The 17,831-nt window shown below is 38.0% G+C and carries 11 protein-coding genes; 10 read left to right on the forward strand and 1 reads right to left on the reverse strand.

Annotated features, from left to right (window positions below):
* Positions 1 to 10: 10 nt before the first annotated feature.
* From LCL91_RS11610 to LCL91_RS11650, 9 genes are all read left to right on the forward strand, one after another.
* A complete protein-coding gene (locus tag LCL91_RS11610) occupies positions 11 to 922 on the forward strand; it encodes a carbohydrate ABC transporter permease (RefSeq protein ID WP_224882545.1) in 912 nt (303 codons plus the stop codon).
* Positions 922 to 1,749, forward strand: coding sequence for a carbohydrate ABC transporter permease (locus LCL91_RS11615; RefSeq protein ID WP_224882546.1), 828 nt, complete (start codon positions 922 to 924; stop codon positions 1,747 to 1,749). The genes LCL91_RS11610 and LCL91_RS11615 overlap by 1 nt, the downstream gene beginning before the upstream one ends.
* Before the next feature lie 51 nt (positions 1,750 to 1,800).
* Positions 1,801 to 4,458 (forward strand): alpha-L-rhamnosidase, encoded by a 2,658-nt coding sequence (locus LCL91_RS11620; RefSeq protein WP_224882548.1) that lies wholly within the window; start codon positions 1,801 to 1,803, stop codon positions 4,456 to 4,458.
* Between the two features lie 160 nt (positions 4,459 to 4,618).
* Complete coding sequence (locus LCL91_RS11625; protein WP_224882550.1) at positions 4,619 to 6,139, forward strand: sulfatase family protein; 1,521 nt, start codon at positions 4,619 to 4,621, stop codon at positions 6,137 to 6,139.
* A 141-nt stretch (positions 6,140 to 6,280) separates the two neighbouring features.
* Entirely contained in the window at positions 6,281 to 9,001 is a 2,721-nt protein-coding gene (locus LCL91_RS11630) for a glycosyl hydrolase (RefSeq protein WP_224882552.1), read from the forward strand.
* A 260-nt stretch (positions 9,002 to 9,261) separates the two neighbouring features.
* A complete protein-coding gene (locus LCL91_RS11635) occupies positions 9,262 to 9,888 on the forward strand; it encodes a YesL family protein (RefSeq protein WP_224882555.1) in 627 nt (208 codons plus the stop codon).
* A gap of 243 nt (positions 9,889 to 10,131) precedes the next feature.
* Complete coding sequence (locus LCL91_RS11640; RefSeq protein WP_224882558.1) at positions 10,132 to 11,478, forward strand: sulfatase family protein; 1,347 nt, start codon at positions 10,132 to 10,134, stop codon at positions 11,476 to 11,478.
* 227 nt (positions 11,479 to 11,705) lie between these two features.
* Positions 11,706 to 12,470, forward strand: a complete 765-nt coding sequence (locus LCL91_RS11645; RefSeq protein ID WP_224882560.1) for a DeoR/GlpR family DNA-binding transcription regulator — start codon at positions 11,706 to 11,708, stop codon at positions 12,468 to 12,470.
* A 501-nt stretch (positions 12,471 to 12,971) separates the two neighbouring features.
* Positions 12,972 to 15,137: a GDYXXLXY domain-containing protein gene (locus LCL91_RS11650; RefSeq protein ID WP_224882562.1), complete on the forward strand. Its 2,166-nt coding sequence runs from the start codon at positions 12,972 to 12,974 to the stop codon at positions 15,135 to 15,137.
* Positions 15,138 to 15,269: 132 nt separating this feature from the next.
* On the opposite strand, the gene LCL91_RS11655 is transcribed toward LCL91_RS11650, so the two are convergent.
* The gene (locus LCL91_RS11655; protein ID WP_369522951.1) at positions 15,270 to 16,673 is read right to left on the reverse strand and encodes a trypsin-like peptidase domain-containing protein; all 1,404 of its coding nucleotides are present in this window, start codon (positions 16,671 to 16,673) and stop codon (positions 15,270 to 15,272) included.
* 274 nt (positions 16,674 to 16,947) lie between these two features.
* Between LCL91_RS11655 and LCL91_RS11660 the strand changes: the two genes are divergently transcribed.
* Positions 16,948 to 17,817 carry an alpha/beta fold hydrolase gene (locus LCL91_RS11660; protein WP_194219119.1) on the forward strand — a complete coding sequence of 290 codons (870 nt, stop codon included), beginning with the start codon at positions 16,948 to 16,950 and terminating at the stop codon, positions 17,815 to 17,817.
* Positions 17,818 to 17,831: the final 14 nt, after the last annotated feature.

A 17,831-nucleotide genomic window follows, 5' to 3' on the forward strand; every position in this document is an offset into this window, starting at 1 on the left:
AGTGATCACAGTGAGCAGTACGTCTGAAAAATATTTTACTCATATGAAAAAAGGTTTTAAGAATAGAGATAATTGGTGGGCACTATTATTTCATCTTCCAAACCTGCTTCTTTTTTCAATTTTCACTTTTATTCCAATTGTATTTGCTATTGTCCTTTCATTTTATAATTGGAATGTAGTAGAATCGCCAACTTTTATAGGAATAGACAATTTCATTAAATTTTTTCATGATGAGAGAGCAGTAACTGGATTGAAATTAAACATTCTACTCATTCTATATTCAGTACCAACTGCCGTTATTATTAGTTTCCTAATGGCAGTCTTGATTAATCGCAAGATGGTAGGAGTAAATATATTAAAGACTATGTATTTCTTTCCTATCATCATATCCTTGGTTTCTTCAGCGGTTATTTGGAAATGGATTTATTCGAAAAACTTTGGGATTTTAAATTACTTCTTAAATTTGTTCGGCATTCCTTCTGTTGATTGGTTAGGGGATGATCGAACAGCATTAATAGCTGTAGCAATCGTTATCATATGGAAACATATTCCTGCTACGCTTATCATTTATATGGCAGCTTTACAGAGCGTACCCAAGCATTTATACGAAGCAGCCTCTTTAGATGGTGCTAGTTCATGGAAGAAAATGATTTATATAACTTGGCCAATGGTTTCAAATGCGACATTAATTTTATTTATATTAAATATGATTTGGACGTTTTTTGGATCGTTTGATGCAATTTCGGTATTAACTCAGGGTGGTCCATATGGTTCTACGAATATTCTTATTTACTACTTGTATGAAAAAGCATTTGTTGAGCTTCAGTTAGGATATGCATCTGCTCTTGGTACAGTTTTAATTGTCATCTCGCTCATAATAACATGGGTGCAATTTTCATTGAATAAAAGAGGTGAAGGATAATGAACTTAGAGTGGATAAAAAAGAAGATCGTCGTTTTATTAGCATGGCTGTTAGGTTTTGCTATGTTCTTCCCTTTTATATGGTTATTCATTACTTCGATTAAACCTTCGGAAGAAGTGTATCTTTTCCCACCAGAGTTTATTCCTTCTACTATAGAATGGGTTAATTACTTGTTGGCTTGGGATGAATTAGGACTACAGACTTTTATTAATAGTACTATATTTACTAGTGCGGTTTTAATTGGACAAGCCATTATGTGTTTATTGTCCGGCTTTGCATTAGCAAAAATACCATCAAAGGGTCAAAAAGTATTTTTTATTCTACTTTTGATTTCTATGATGGTACCTAATCACGTTAGCCTTGTTCCGACTTTTGTGATTATTAAGAATTTGGATTGGATTAATACTTATCAAGGCCTCATTATTCCTATGATGGCGCAAACTGGTTTTGGAACGTTTTTATTTAGACAGTTTTTAGCTGAAATTCCTGATGAGATGGTTGAGTCAGCAAAAATGGATGGTGCGAATTGGTTTAGAATTTTCATTTCAATTTTTCTCCCTTTAAGTAAACCTATCGTAGCTACCTTCTCTTGTCTAACTTTTCTAACTGCCTGGAATATGTATCTATGGCCACTAGTTTTAACACAAGATACAGATCTTTGGGTACTTACATTAAAACTAGCAGAAATGGGTTCAGAATATTCTTCTGCACCGTGGAACGTTTTAATGGCTGCAAACTTATTAGCTGCTTTACCGGTAATTATTATTTTCTTATCTGCTCAACGCTTCTTTGTTGAAAGTTTAGCGTCAACTGGTATGAAAAACTAATGATTATTAAATTCAAAAAACATTTACTTAATGAGTCTGGAGAGAGAATAGATGGATTATAAAGTAGAAAGTCTGAGGTGTGAGTACAGAAAAAATCCAATCGGCTTAGACGTGAAACGACCAAGGATTAGTTGGAAAATAAGTTCCAATTATAGAGGTGTTGTTCAAGTAGCATACCAAATTCAAGTTGCTGTAAATGATCGGAATCTTTCGTCAGTCTTTTGGGATTCAGGAAAAGTAGAATCCGATCAATCAGTTCATATTTTGTATAAGGGGCCTGATTTGTCATCTCGTACAAGATATTATTATCGTGTCAGAGTTTGGTGCAATGATTCGAAAGTATCTGAGTGGAGTGATGTGAACTTTTGGGAAATGGGGTTTTTGGACAAAAGTGAATGGTTAGGGAGTTGGATAACAGGAGAGTTCTTTCCTAAATCCACCAATATCGATTCGTGTCTCATGCTTCGTAAGACATTCACTTTTAATAAGAAGGTTAGAAAAGCGAGGTTGTATGCATCTGCTCTAGGTTTATATGAAATCCATCTTAATGGACAGAGGATAGGTGATTGGCTTTTTACCCCTGGATGGACTTCTTACAATAAGAGGCTACAATATCAAACATATGATGTTACTGAGTTATTGAATAATGAAGTGAATGCTATAGGGGCCCATATTGGAAATGGATGGTATAAAGGTAACCTAGCCTTTCAAGATCAGCGAAATATATATGGTCAAGAATTAGCACTATTATGCCAGTTACATATTATTTTTGAGGATGGCACTGAAGATATAGTTGTAACGGATGAGCATTGGAAAGTCGCTACTGGACCGGTATTAATGTCAGAGATTTACCACGGGGAAACCTATGATGCACGGTTAGAGAGGGAGGGATGGACCCAGTCAGATTATCTAGACACAGATTGGGCAGGAGTAAAGGTCATCGACCATTCGAAGGACGTACTGATCGCTCAAGAAAATATGCCTACACGCGTCATAGAAGAATTAAATCCAGCTTCCATTATAAGAACACCTTCGGGGGAAACGGTGTTAGATATAGGGCAAAATATGGTAGGGTGGATTCACTTTAAGGTGAATGGAGTACGTGGGAAAAAAATCACACTACAACATGCAGAAGTACTTGATAAAGAGGGGAATTTTTATGTTGGTAATTTAAGGGCGGCGAAACAAACTATAAACTATGTGTTAAAAGGTGGCGGGGAAGAGGAATACGAGCCTTATTTTTCTTTCTATGGCTTTCGCTATGTGAAAATAGAGGGATGGCCAGGAGAATTTGATCTGAATGATTTTACTGCTAAAGTGATTCATTCAGATAATCAAATTACAGGAACATTCGTTTGTTCAGATCATATGATCAATCAATTGCAACAAAATATTGTATGGAGTCAGAAAGGCAACTTTCTTGATGTTCCAACCGATTGTCCTCAAAGAGATGAAAGACTAGGTTGGACTGGGGATGCTCATGTTTTTATGCGAACAGCTTCTTTCAACATGAATACAGCTTTATTTTTCACGAAGTGGCTGCGAGATCTAAAGGCTGACCAATTACCAAATGGAGGGGTGCCTCATGTCATACCACATGTACTTCGTGATGAAGACCATTCTTCATCAGCCTGGGGGGACGCAGCAGTTATAGGCCCCTGGACACTCTATGTCTGTTATGGAGATAAACGAATACTAGAGGAACAATATGAAAGTATGAAGGATTGGATAGAGTATATACGAAATCAAGGAGAGAACGAGTATCTTTGGAATACTGGTTTCCATTTCGGTGATTGGCTTGGTTTAGATGCGAAAGAAGATAGTTATGAAGGTGCAACTCCTAAGGATTTAATAGCAACAGCATTTTACGCTTATTCAACACACTTGCTTGGAGAAATAGCTCGCCTATTAAATTACAATGGAGATGCAGAAAAGTACGTACTTCTTCATCATAATATTCTTGACCATTTCCGCAATGAGTTCACCACTTCAAATGGTAGTTTGATAGCCAATACTCAAACTGCGCATGTATTGGCTCTAATGTTTGACCTCCTGCAAATAGAAGATCGTCCAAAAGTAGCGGACGCATTAGCTAATTTAATAATAGAAAACAATATTCATTTAACAACTGGGTTTGTCGGAACGCCATATATATGTCACGTATTGTCACGTTTTGGATACAGTGATCTAGCTTATAAATTAGTGTTTCAAAAAGATTATCCCTCATGGCTTTATTCAATAAATAAAGGAGCTACGACAATTTGGGAACATTGGGATGGCATCAAAGAGGATGGTTCTTTTTGGAGTGATGATATGAATTCTTTTAATCACTATGCTTATGGAGCTGTAGGAGACTGGTTATATCGTTCAGTTGCTGGTATAGATACAACAATAAGTCAACCTGGCTACAAACATATTAATATAAGCCCTAGTTTTGAAAAAGAGTTAAGTTGGGTTAAAGCTAGCTACGAAAGTATGTATGGCACAATTCGATCGGAATGGAAAAAGCTTTCAAAGGGTATGGAGATCAGTTTGGCTATACCCCCTAATACAAAGGCAACGGTCATATTGAAGGGGATAAGTAATAGAGAAATAATAGAGAGAGATGACTCGGTTATAATTGATATGGAAGGTTTGTTGGATTGGAATTTTGACGAGGGAAATATCACATTACAATTAGGATCAGGTGAATATAATTTTATTATTTAAATATAAAGTTCAATGAGATATTTCTATGTAACTTTTTTAGTTCAAACATAACTCTTTTAAGATCTATAATATCTCAAAAAATATACAATTACAGTCTGAAAGATAAGTGAAATAATCTATTAGAAGTGTTCGTTTTACTATTGTAAAGGGGTTGATAGACTTGAAGCCAAATATTATATTTTTAATGACTGACCAACAAAGATGGGATTGTATAGGAAGATACAATAAACATATTCATACTCCAAATATTGATCGATTAGCTGATGAGGGAATTGTATACAGCCAAGCGACATGTCAAGCGCCTATGTGTGTCCCGAGCCGCTATTCCATGATGTATGGTTTGTATCCGTCACAATTAGGCGTCCGAACTAATTATGACGGAATTACTGATGAAAATGCTTTACCATCTGAGCCACTTCCGGAGCTCATGCGAAAAGCAGGTTACCAGACAGCAGGATTTGGTAAGACGCATTGGAATCATAATACAGATGAAATTTCTGAACCATCCTCACGGGGATTCGAGCATCGTGCAGTAGGGTTGACTCGGTCTAATGGGCACTACGAACAAGGTGCTGTCATGATGGGGGAAACGCATCCGGAGCGGATGCAAGCCTACACGGATGAAACCAAAGATTATGGAGCGGGAGAAGAGAATTCAAATGGGTATATCGGCCGCACCAGCAAAATTCCAATGAACTATCATCGCGATGGGTGGGTAGCTGAAAAATGTTTGCAATTTATTGAAGAAGACAGGATAGATACAGAAAGACCATTGTTTTTGTATTTGTCGTTTTTGAAACCACATGCAGGTTTTAATGTTCCTAAAGAATTTGAGGATCTTTATAGCCTTGAATCCATCCCTGACATAGAGCAGCCACCCTGGGATATGGAAGCGGATACGCATCTCTCATCAACGGATGCTCTGAACCCTGAAAGTCTTAAGGATTATCATGAGAAGCGAGATGTATGGGAGGCAATGAGCCCACTAGAACGCCGGCGCACAACGTTGAGATATTGGGCAAATTGTTCATGGCTGGATCATTATTTCGGTCAGGTTTTAGAAAGTTTGCGGGAGCATGGTGCGCTAGACAATGCTTTGATCGTATTCTGTTCGGATCATGGGGAGATGTTGGGTGAACGACGTTTCCGTTTTTCGAAATATTGCTTATATGAAAGCAGTGTACGTGTTCCGCTTATTCTATCAGGTTCTTTTATTCATCAAAACAAACGTGGAATCACAGATGATAGGCCAGCCGAGTTGACAGATCTCGTACCTACGTTATCTACCGTTGCAGGCTTGAAACGGAATCCGATGCTTCCTGGTCTTAATTTACTGGATGATCAGTTACGGAAGGGTTCGTTTTGTGAATTTCATGGTAAAGGAGTACCGGTTCATGCTGCTCCAGCATATATGTGGAGAACAAGTGAATGGAAACTGATTCTTTATTTAGAAGGTGCAATTGGGGATGCTGGAGAGGCTTCCCATGAAATTCAAGGGGAACTTTATCATATAGTAAAAGATCCTAGAGAGTTTGTTAATATATATTCAAATGATGAATTTGCCAAAATCCGAGAACAATTGAAGACAGAACTGTTAATGCACTTGGCAGTTGTTTGGGCAAAAGCTCCAGCTTTTAACAGTCTGAGAGGAAAAGTGGGGTTAGAACCGTTGCAAAGTTAAATCAATTACGGGATCTAATGTCTGAATATTCAGATGAAGAAAATATATTATGCGCTAATAGATTTAAACTGATCTTTATATTAACGAATTTTTTAGCAAGTTATAACTTTGGGGTTTTACAACGTAGGAGGGAGTAGGTATATGGAAGATTATATAGAATTGAAAGAGCAGTTCACCTCAACTTCTCCGCCGAGTAGTCTTTTTCCATTGCTATGGTTGCATGGAGACCCACGAGAGGATGCATCTTCAATTCGTCAAGAAATTGCTGCCATGGATGAAGGTGGGTGTGGAGGATTTATTATTGAATCACGTCCGCATCGTGATTATTTGGGAGATGGTTGGTGGAGAGATCTTGACATTTGCATAGATGAAGCGAAGAAAAGAGGTATGAAGGTCTGGATATTTGATGAAGAATATTATCCATCAGGTATTGCAGGTGGTAAAGTGCTCCAGAGTATGCCTGAGGCTCGAATGAAAGTGCTCGTAAAAGAGTCTATATATTGGAATCCTTTAGAGGAAGAGTTTGATATTAAAAACTTAAATACTTTTGACAAGATATTTAAATGTGTGTGTGTGCCATACGATAAACATAGTGATCTCCAATGGGAGTTATGTAAACGTTTTAATGACTTAGATAACTTATTGTTATGGCAGTCTTCAGTAGTTAATGAAACGACATCTTGGATGATCCATGTTATAGGTATAAAACCATCGTGGAGCGGTCGAATGTATGAGAAAATGGTCGATTACCTGGATCCAAATGTTACCGATTGTTTTATTAATTTAACATATGAGAAAACAAAGGAACGTTACGGTCATATTTTTGGTGATATTATCCAAGGATTCTTTGGCGATGAGACAAGCTTTGAAAATTTTGCTTCCTATGATGTTTTATTTGGTGAAGATACCCCTTGTATGCCTTGGACACGATCTATGCGTGAGGCGTTTTACAAAAATAAAGGATATGACTTATTCGATGAAATTGAGTGGCTGTGGTACGAGCATACTGACGGTCGTGCTGCTAGGGTGCGTTTCGACTTTATGGATACGATTACCCAACTATTCTCTCAGAATTTTTTTGCAAGAATCCAATCTTGGTGCCATACAGAAGGAGTAAGTTTTATTGGGCATGTAGTTGAAGATAACCAAGCTCACATGCACCATGGGTATGGAGTTGGGCATTACTTTCGTGCAACTCGCCACTTTGATATGGGTGGCTATGATTTCGTACTGCGTCAAGTTGATTCAGAGCAAAAGTTGGAGCCTTACGAAGAAAATTACCCTCAATTTTCTCACTATCGAGAAGCCTCAAATCCTGATTTTTTTCATTACACACTGGGTAAGCTGGCACAATCTCAGGCCCATCTTGAAATAGGAACCGATTTGGTTATGTGTGAGAATTTTGGAGCTTATGGTTGGGACCTTGGTCTTCGTGAGATGAAATGGCTGACAGATTGGATGACCGTACGCGGTACAAACTGGTATGTTCCGCATGCATTTTCTCCTATCTTTCCGGACGAAGATTGTCCACCACATTTTTATGCAGGTGGTAATAACCCGCAATGGAAATTTTTTAGAAAATGGGCCGACTATGCAAACAGATCTTGCCTTATGCTAAAGCGTTCAGAGCACGTATCAAAAATCGCTGTATTGTATCCTGCTGAGTCACATTGGGCTGGTGATGAAACTTTGCTTGATAAGGTTACTAAGGAACTAATGAAAGATCAATATGATTTTGACATCCTTTCAATGGATTTATTAATGAATCATGATCGGTGTCGTCTTGTAGAAGGTAAGTTATGTATTGCTCAGCATCAGTTTTCATGTGTTATTTTGCCTGGGATAGAAACTCTACCAGTAGAGGTTCTCGAGCGACTTTTAGAATTTCGCGATTCTGGGGGACTTCTCCTTCAGGTAGAGTGCGGAGTAAAGAAAGACAGTGGGGGAAATCATCCTCTGATAAATTCATCACTATTATCTTTAACCGAGAAGGAAGAACCTGTTGGTTTATGCAATTTGCCTGACATTCTTGATCACTATCCATATTTGAGAAGCTTGCAATTGAAGAATGAATTCCCTGAACTTCGTTTTTGCCACTATCAACGGAGTGAATTTGATATCTTCTTTATCAATAATGAGAGCTTACAATCAGTATTTGAGGATACGGTTATGTTTAGCGCTTCCGGAACACCAGAAATTTGGGATGCGATGAGCGGTACTGTCATTCAATTGCCTGTTTATCATCATGTCGGTGAAAAAACGTTTATTTCGATGAGATTAGCTCCTTATGAGGGTGTATTTATTGTATTCCGTCCGAATGGTCTAGACGATCTCAACGTGCCGATAGGCAGTATCAAATATAATGATTTTATAACACGAGATGGTCAAGATAACTTAGTACACGTATCTGAAATGTACGCTCTTCCCCTAACTGACTGGAAAAGCACTCATATCAACAGCCCTATCTCATCCTTAGTTGATAGTAACCCCCTTCCGGATCCCGGAAACTGGATTACACAAGAAGGATTTGAATCTTTTAGTGGTACAATCTCTTATGAATGTAAATTTATAATGGATACCGAAATGTTGGAAAAGATTTATGATGGTCATGCTAGCATAGACCTTGGTGAAGTTTATGAAACGGCTAAAATGAGAATCAACGACCATAAGTTGTCTAGCAAGATATGCCCACCATATGTTTGGAAGGTGCCAAGAAATTTGTTGCAAGAAGGAATAAATACACTGATAGTCGAGGTAACGAATACGATAGGAGCTGCAGTTAATAGTGATTTTAATCGAATCAATCCAGCTCCTGCTGGTTTGATGGGTCCTGCTAAGTTGGTGATTTATTGGACACAATAATGACTGAAGACCCCCCTATGCCTTTTAACACAGTTCACTTAAATGAGGTTGTACAACAAACAGCATTGGTTAGCGAAACGATTGGATAATTTTGGTGGGTTAATAGAATAGAACAGAAGTGAGTTTCCCTTAAATTAAAAGTTAACAAAACCATGGGAGGGAGCTCACTGGTCTATATAAATAATAATCCCAAAATATTAGATACTCTTTGATATATAGGTGAAATGAGATAACTAACGTATTTAAGGGGAGATAGCCTTATGGAAATGAACGGCTTAATGGGAGGCTTATACCGAATATCTGAATGGATTATGAGGATAGCATATATCAATATTTTATGGCTAGCGTTTACTATTGCAGGACTAGTGTTTCTTGGTATTTTTCCAGCCACAACTGGTGTTTTTGCAGTGGCGAGAAAATGGCGATTAGGTGATACACAAATACCTATTTTTAAAACCTTCTGGAAATCATATCGAAGTGAATTTATTAGATCAAATGTATTAGGATATTTAATTGTCATTATAGGTTTTATCCTGTACCTCGATTTAAGAATTGTTCAAAATATTGATGGCTGGTTATCAACTTTGTTGTTAATTCTACTGTTCTCGTTAGTTTTTATTTACTTTTTTGTTGTTATATTCCTGTTTCCGGTTTTAGTACATTTTAACTCTAAAACTTTTCAATATTTAAAGAATGCCATTTTTGTAAGTATCGCTTACCCTATTCATACTCTCCTCATGCTTATAACATCTTTTCTTCTTATAGTTATGAATGTTAAGTTTCCGATTTTGCTTCCATATTTTTCTGTCAGTATTTTAATAGTTTCAATAATGTTTATTAGTTATGATGCATTTCGAAGACTAGAAGAGAAAGAAAATAATTATTAAAAATAATAGCTGAGGATGAATAGTTCTCTTTTTTATCTCCCGGATTGCTTGTCCTGTCCATAGGAAAAGTTAGCAGACAAACCGCTTCTTTTTCTATTTGATAATTTGAATGATGGTTAAACCTTAAAACTACTATCAAGATATCACTTTCTGTCAGTAAATGACATAATTTTTTGAGATCAATCGCTTGGAAAATAATAGTTAAATAAAGAGCTAGAGGATAATATGCGAGGAGGACCTGGTATGAACGCAAAAAAACCTAATGTTGTATATATCTTCAGTGATCAACATCGAGCTGATGCTGTAGGATATGAGAATGATCCCAATGTTAAGACACCAAATATGGATAAATTAGCAGATACGTCACTACAATTTTCCACAGCTGTATCTTGCATGCCAGTATGCGCGCCGTATCGTGCAAGTTTAATGACCGGACAATACCCATTAACTCACGGGGTATTTTTAAATGATGCTCAATTAAGCAATCAAGCCGTGTCTCTAGGCAAAGCTTTTAAAGATGGAGGTTATAGTACAGCTTACATTGGAAAATGGCATTTAGATGGCCCAAATAGAAGTGAGTTTATTCCCCGAGAAAGGAGACAGGGTTTTGATCATTGGTGTGTGTTGAATTGTACTCATGATTACAATGGATCAAAATATTATGACAATGAAAGTGTGTTAAAGCAATGGGAAGGTTACGATGCATTCGCTCAGACCAAAGAAGCGCAACGTTATATCTCTGAATATAATGATGATAAGCCTTTTATACTTGTCCTGTCGTGGGGACCGCCGCATGATCCTTATAAAACCGCTCCGAAAAATTATCAGGATATGTATGATCCACAACAAATAACTTTAAAGGAAAATATCCCAGAAGCATATAAAGAAAAGGCCAGGGAGGAGTTAGCAGGTTATTATGCCCACATTTCTGCCTTAGATGATTGTATTGGTGACTTAATGCAAACAGTGAAAGACAAAGGGATATTAGAGGATACAATATTTATATACACGTCCGATCATGGGGACATGCTCCACTCTCATGGAGAAACACGAAAGCAAAGACCTTGGGATGAATCGATACGTGTACCGTTTTTACTTCAATACTCGCGTGAATTCGATGATAATGCAAGAAAAGTTAGCATTCCATTTAACACACCAGATATTATGCCTACCTTGCTTGGATTATGCGATCTGCCTATTCCTGAGACGGTGGAAGGGACCAATTATGCCCCACATCTCCGTGGAGAAATGACACTTCAAATTGATGAAGCATTGATTATGTGTCCACACCCTTTTGGGGAATTTGTTCGAGCCAATAATGGGAGAGAGTATCGAGGAATTCGGACAGAACGTTATACTTATGTAAAGGATTTGAACGGGCCATGGCTCTTGTATGACAATAAAGAGGACCCATTGCAAACAGAAAATTTAGTTGATCTACATGAATATGAACAGCTTCAAAAAGATTTGGATCAAAGATTAATGCGGTTATTAAAACAGAGAAAGGATGATTTTTTACCTGGAGAAGCTTATATTAACAAGTGGGGATATGAAGTTGACCAGGAAGGAACGATCCCATTCAAGTTGTGATGTTGACGCGTGTGTATATCTTCAATGATAGTTAAGTGTCTTATATGTTACAAGGCATACGTTTTTCTAGATTGTAATTATACTAGGTTTCATTGTGATCAAAAACTTTGCCATCTAACTATGGGAAGACAATATGTCTCTCTTAAAGTGAAAGAAGCCAGATGAAATAATAAGACATTAACACTACTTTACAAGAAAGATGGCGAAAATAGAGAGGTCGATTTCCTATGCTTGTGGCAGAAAGGCAGCAAAAAATTGTAGATGCCGTCAATGAAAAAAATAGCCTTCGTGTAAGTGAATTAAGTCAAATGTTTTCTGTAACGGAAGAAACGATAAGGCGGGATTTAGAGAAGCTTGAAAAGGATAAGAAATTAAGAAGAAGTCATGGAGGAGCCGTTAAAATAAACCAAAGCTCTCATGAGATTCCTTACTCAGAAAGAAAGGTTATCAATGTCCAAGAGAAAAAAGATATTGGTATTGAAGCGGTAAAACATGTAGTTGAAGGGGATAGCCTTATCTTAGATGCGAGTACTACAGCATATTACATGGCTAAAGCCTTACCGAATGTTCCTTTAACTGTGGTTACGAATTCAGTTAAAGTTGCAATTGAATTAAGTGAGAAGAAAGAAATTACAATCATATCAACCGGTGGAATACTAAATACAAGGTCAATGGCCTATTTAGGGCCTCTAGCAGAATCATCTTTAGATGATTACCATGTCAATAAAGCATTTATATCTTGTAAAGGTATTCACTTAGTAAGAGGTATCAGTGAATCCAATGAACAACAAGCACGTATCAAGCGAAAAATGCTAGAAAGTGCGGAGATCAATTTTGTAATGGTGGATCATAGCAAATTTGGGATCCAGGCATTCTCTCGATTTGCGGAATTGGATATAGTTGATCATATTCTGTCTGATCAAAAAATGGATAACGAAATCTTTCAAAAATTATCGGAACGTTCTATGAATGTGATTCGTGTCGGGACATAATTATAAGAAAGACTTAGAGTCAAAGTGAATTTATCAATCTATATATGTGAGATTAAATTGGAAAGCTAAACGTATTCAGGATATTTGATTTCGATTATATATATTGTGTTATCACAACTCCTTTGTCTTTTGTGGCAACATAGGGGTGCAATTTTTCTGAAGAATATTATCCTCAAATAAATGGGTATACGGATTATGAATAAAAAACGAGTTAGCTCCTTGTTGAAGAAAATTGTGAAGATGAATCTATTGTTTTTATATCAATGTACATTTAATTAAATGATATTGATGAAAAACCCTCTTGCTCCAGCAAGAGGGTTTTTCATATAAGGCATTTAAGAAAACCACCGCCAGTATTGAAGACAGGATGATCTTGATGCCGCTTTTATATTATGAGGGTATGGATTGTAAGGTTTTTAGTATACTTGAGTTAGTAACAATTTAATCGACATATACTTGAACTAACGTAACCTCTGTTAAACGTTGAAAGGAGAGAAGCTCATGACTCTAAAGCGTATTCATACAGGCTATTTACTAGGCTTATCACTGCTGATCAGTAGCGTCATCTATTTCTTCGCTTCGAATTGGCAAGGGATCGGAAGGATCGAAAAGATCATGCTGGCGATTGGGTTGATGTTGTTGTTCTTTGTCGTAGCAACTCTCCTTAGCCGCTTCCAACATTCCCAACGATTTCTAGAAAGATGGCTCTGGCTGATTGGAACGATCGCGTTTGGGGTTAGTATTGCGCTTATTGGTCAAACGTATAATTCACACGCGGATTCGTATGTCCTATATCTGATTTGGATGGTTCCTGCGGTGATTTTTGGAATACTTACGGGATACAAAGCATTTTATGTTTTGAGTTTTTTATTAAGTCAGCTCGCTTTTTATTTCTATGTGTTTCCAACGTCCTATTTTCCAGATTGGAAGCCAGAGACAGCACTAATTCTAGTATTCGTCTATCTACTTATCACTCATGCGTGGTTTTTTCTGTCGAGCTCCTCATGGCTCCGTTCAAACTGGCTTATGTTTGGCAGCTTTTGTTTGATTCAACTTGTCTTTATCGCTTCAAGTTTTGGCTACTGGGAATACAGTATGCTATTGGCGTGGATTTACATTGGCTACGGAGTAATCAACGTGTTTCTTTGGAAACATCGAGAAGCTAGGGAACTGTTTATCTTATCAGGAATTGCTCTAGGATTATTCCTATTTGGGAAAATGTTAGAAGGATTAGGCGATGTACTTGGTGACCTTCTGCCGTTTTTCTTATTAGTTGTGGTAGGGATCATTGTGTTTCTAACCACTAAGTATCTTCCTAGATTGGAACGAAGTGAAAAGGGTTCGGATACTTGGAAACGGGTGTTTAAATCATCCATCCTTTTTGTGGTAACGGTAGTCTGTACAGTGATGTTAATTTCAGCCTTTTCGGGCATTCTGTTTCTTATCTTTAGCTGGGATAATGCCATTGCATTTGTGTTCTCATCTCTTTTACTTTTATTACTACCTGGTCTCGCACTAAAAAAGAAAATCCCGTTTTTGTCAACGATCCTTCTGCTGTCTGGATTATCAATCCTCTCATCAGCTAACCTGATAGACGCATTTTCGAATGGTTTTCAACCTGAAACGATCGTTGTGATGTTGATCTCATTCTGTACGATCGGTGCTGTACTTAAACTCATCACGAACGCATGGATTGGTTCGTATGCCTATCTACTGGCAAATGGAGTACTTCTCTTATTTTTATTTAAGGTGGAAGAATCCTTACTTTCGATGGATTCTTATGAACCACTGCTGTTGCTTATTCTTGTTTTGGGTAACGGATTGGTTCATATTCTCGGAAGTGACGGTTGGTTTAATCTCAACGCGCTCGTTTATAGTATCGTGCCCCTGTTTATCTTAACGTTTTTCTTTGAAGGACAGTGGTTATATTGGCTTTTAAATAGCGTGTTTCTTGTTCTAACCACGCTTCTCGTCTTTTACAAACCGTGGCAGTCTAATTCATTTCGCTATTGGGTGGGGCTCGTGTTGTGGTATGCGTTTCTGATCTACAAATACTATGACATCGCATGGTCGCTCGTTCATAAATCGATTACGCTGGTGGTAGCGGGATTGGTTGTACTAGTGATTACGCAATCCGTATCACGAAAGTATAAAGAAACAACGGTTGAAGAATCCACTTTCGTCGCAAATCGATGGAAATCAATCTGGTTAGTCGTTATCCTAATGGTTTCGTTCGTCGCCTATAATGGCATAAAAAATGAGGTAGCGCTTCAATCTGGGAAAGAGATCCGTCTTGCTCTTACACCAGTTGATCCCCGCTCGATGTTACAAGGGGATTATGTGACGCTGCGCTATGATATCTCAACGTTACCTGGTGCCACAAATCTTCCTGCTAATAAAAAAATAAAAGTTATCCTTTCACCTACTTCAGAAAAAACATATGAGTATGGAGGATATTACAAAATCGAAGGTAATTGGAATAAACCATATGAACCATCTGATAAGGACGTTGTCGTGAATGGCATCACCTATTCAGATCATGATGTCCAATATGGGATAGAGAGTTTCTTTATTCCTGAAGGAGAAGGGCAAGTGGTTGAGGATAAAACGATGGCCATTATTAAAGTTAGTGAAAATGGAAATGCGTTGCTCCTAGAGTTAGATTAAAAAAGAGCAAAGTCGCTTAAGGCGACTTTGCTCTGTGGATAGTTCTCTGAAAAGCCTTAATTCTGTTTCTCCTTTCTAGTTTGTTAAATCCAGGTAAATATCTAAAGGAGAAGAGAGCTGGTGAGTTCTTGCTCATTGATAAATCTCAATGTGCTTAATCTTATAATCCCCATATTCATCTGTTACCACATAATAGTCTTTAGTTCGTTCATACACGCTCCATTCTCCTGCCGCATTCATGAAATCAAAAACTTCATAGGTGCTAACGATTGCTTGATCGGTCTGCATGTCAATATTGGTTATATCATTTAACGTGAATTGAAAGACCATGCCCTGACCGCTTATCTCGTCTAGGTAATTAGCCATTTCATAATAGGCCTGACTGTCATATAGAAGCTGGTCTTCAATATAACCAAAGTCTTCCTTTCGCAATGCTGTTTCATAGTTTCCTCTGAAATTAATAATAAAGTTAGCGAGGCTCGCTTCGTCATATGGAACATCGTACGTTTCTTCTGCCTCTTCCGCACCTTCCTCATACGCTGAAGTCTCATTGTATAAGTTAAAGGTACTTGCAACTTCAGTTTCATCCATTGGAGACTTCGACCAGTTCATTAATAATTCCGTCATCGTGTACATGGGGATCGAGAAGGCGATGGATTCATCGCTCGTTAACAGGGCGGAGTTAATGCCGATCACTTTTCCTGTCTTTCCATCTAACAAAGGCCCCCCGCTGCTCCCGGGTGAAACTTGGGCATCGATTTGATAGACGTTTTCATATTGAAACTCGGATTCAAATGACCGATCTAGCCCGGTGAGATATCCGATTGATGCCGTGTTTTCTAATCCTTGAGGGCTTCCAAGTGCGATTACTTCTGTTCCAACTTCTGATTCTTTCATTTCCATCTCTAGAGGAGAAGTCCCTTTTAGATTCTTTACTTCAATTAGAGCAACATCATACTGATTTGAGATCCCAATCACCTTGCCATTCATTTCTCGACCATCCTGGTCCCGTAAAATAACATCAATATCGCCTGCCACTACATGTGCATTGGTTACAACTGTTCCATTATCCTGAAACAAGAAGCCAGAACCAAGCTGATCCTCCGTTAAAATGGTATACACTTTTGTTTGTGCTTCACGTATAATTTCTTTCTTATCTTTTTCTATAGGTGTTTGAGGGGAGGGGACTTTCTCTTCTGACTTACTCTTTTCCTTAGGAACGCTTGGTGTTGTTTGGGGACTCGCTTCTTTTTCTTCTTTTGGTTCTTCCTCTAGTTTAGTAGATTCAGAGATGGTTTCGACTGGGGATTGAATTGTCTCTTCTCCTGTTGTTTCGTCTGTTCGTTCTTTATCAAGAACGAAAGCGTAAATAAAGACACCGCTTATTAATAAAAAGGTAAGGATGATACCGGTCAACCACCATCGACTCCTCTGCTGATCCCTTGCATATGAGTGACCACACTGGCTGCAAAACCGAGCATTCTCCATGTTTTTCGTCCCGCACTTTGGACAAAACATAATCATCTCCTCCTTCATACTCTTTGTTGATTATTATACCTCAGTTAAAAGTATGAAAGGGGTCAAAAATAGAATATATAGGAAGTAAGGTAGAAATAGCGAAAGCGACTGATGATCCTTTGAATTTGTACTCCCTCTGTTTAGTAGGAATATCATCACACTTTCATCCCACTGTTATTAGGTTATATTTCCTATTTATCCAGAAAACGATACCTCCTAATTGCACATCAAATAGAAGAGGAGTAAAGTGTCTCGATGTTAACAGTCTATTTAAGAAAGGGTGGATGAAATGATGAAAGATGGCTTTGTGAAAGTGAATGATGTCAACCTTCATTACGTAACAGAAGGAGAAGGGGAACTGATGCTATTTCTCCATGGTTTCCCTTATTTCTGGTACAACTGGCATCATCAGATGGAAGAGTTTTCGAAGGATTATCGTGTTGTTGCTGTTGATATGAGAGGATACAACGTATCTGACAAACCTGAAGGTGTTTCTTCATATGATATGTCCATTCTAGTCGAGGATGTAAAACAGTTGATTGAAGCGTTTGGGGAGAAGGACTGCGTTTTAGTCGCCCATGACTGGGGCGGAGCGGTAGCTTGGACGTTAGCTTACACCTCACCTGAATTTGTGAACAAACTAATCATGTTCGATGCACCTCACCCGTATACATTTAGACGAGAGTTAGCAGAGAACCCAGGGCAGAGAGAAGATAGTAGCTATATGGCATTTTTCCAACGACCTGATTCTCATGAAGCGCTGATAGAAAATAACGCAGAACGATTAAGAAAGATGATGACGATTCCTGGAAAGAAAAAAGGTTATTTAACCGAAGAAGATGAAGAGAAATACATAGAGGCATGGACACAGCCGGATGCGATGGAGTCAATGCTTAACTATTACCGGGCTATTTCATTCTATCCGTTCGAAGAGCACGTACAAAAGCCATTGGAACTTCCATATCAAATGTTTGATTCGCCAACGTTAATCATTTGGGGCGATGCAGATCCCGCTTTTGAAAACAGCAATCTTGACGGGTTAGAAGAATATGTTAATGATCTTACGATTCACCGAATGGAAGGCGTAAGCCACGCCCCGCATCATGAGAAACCGGAAGTGGTGAACCACTATATGCGCGAATTTTTAAAAGGTAAGAAATGATGAAGAAGGCTGTC

The organism is Guptibacillus hwajinpoensis, from assembly GCF_020171785.1.
GTDB lineage: Bacteria > Bacillota > Bacilli > Bacillales > Guptibacillaceae > Guptibacillus > Guptibacillus sedimenti.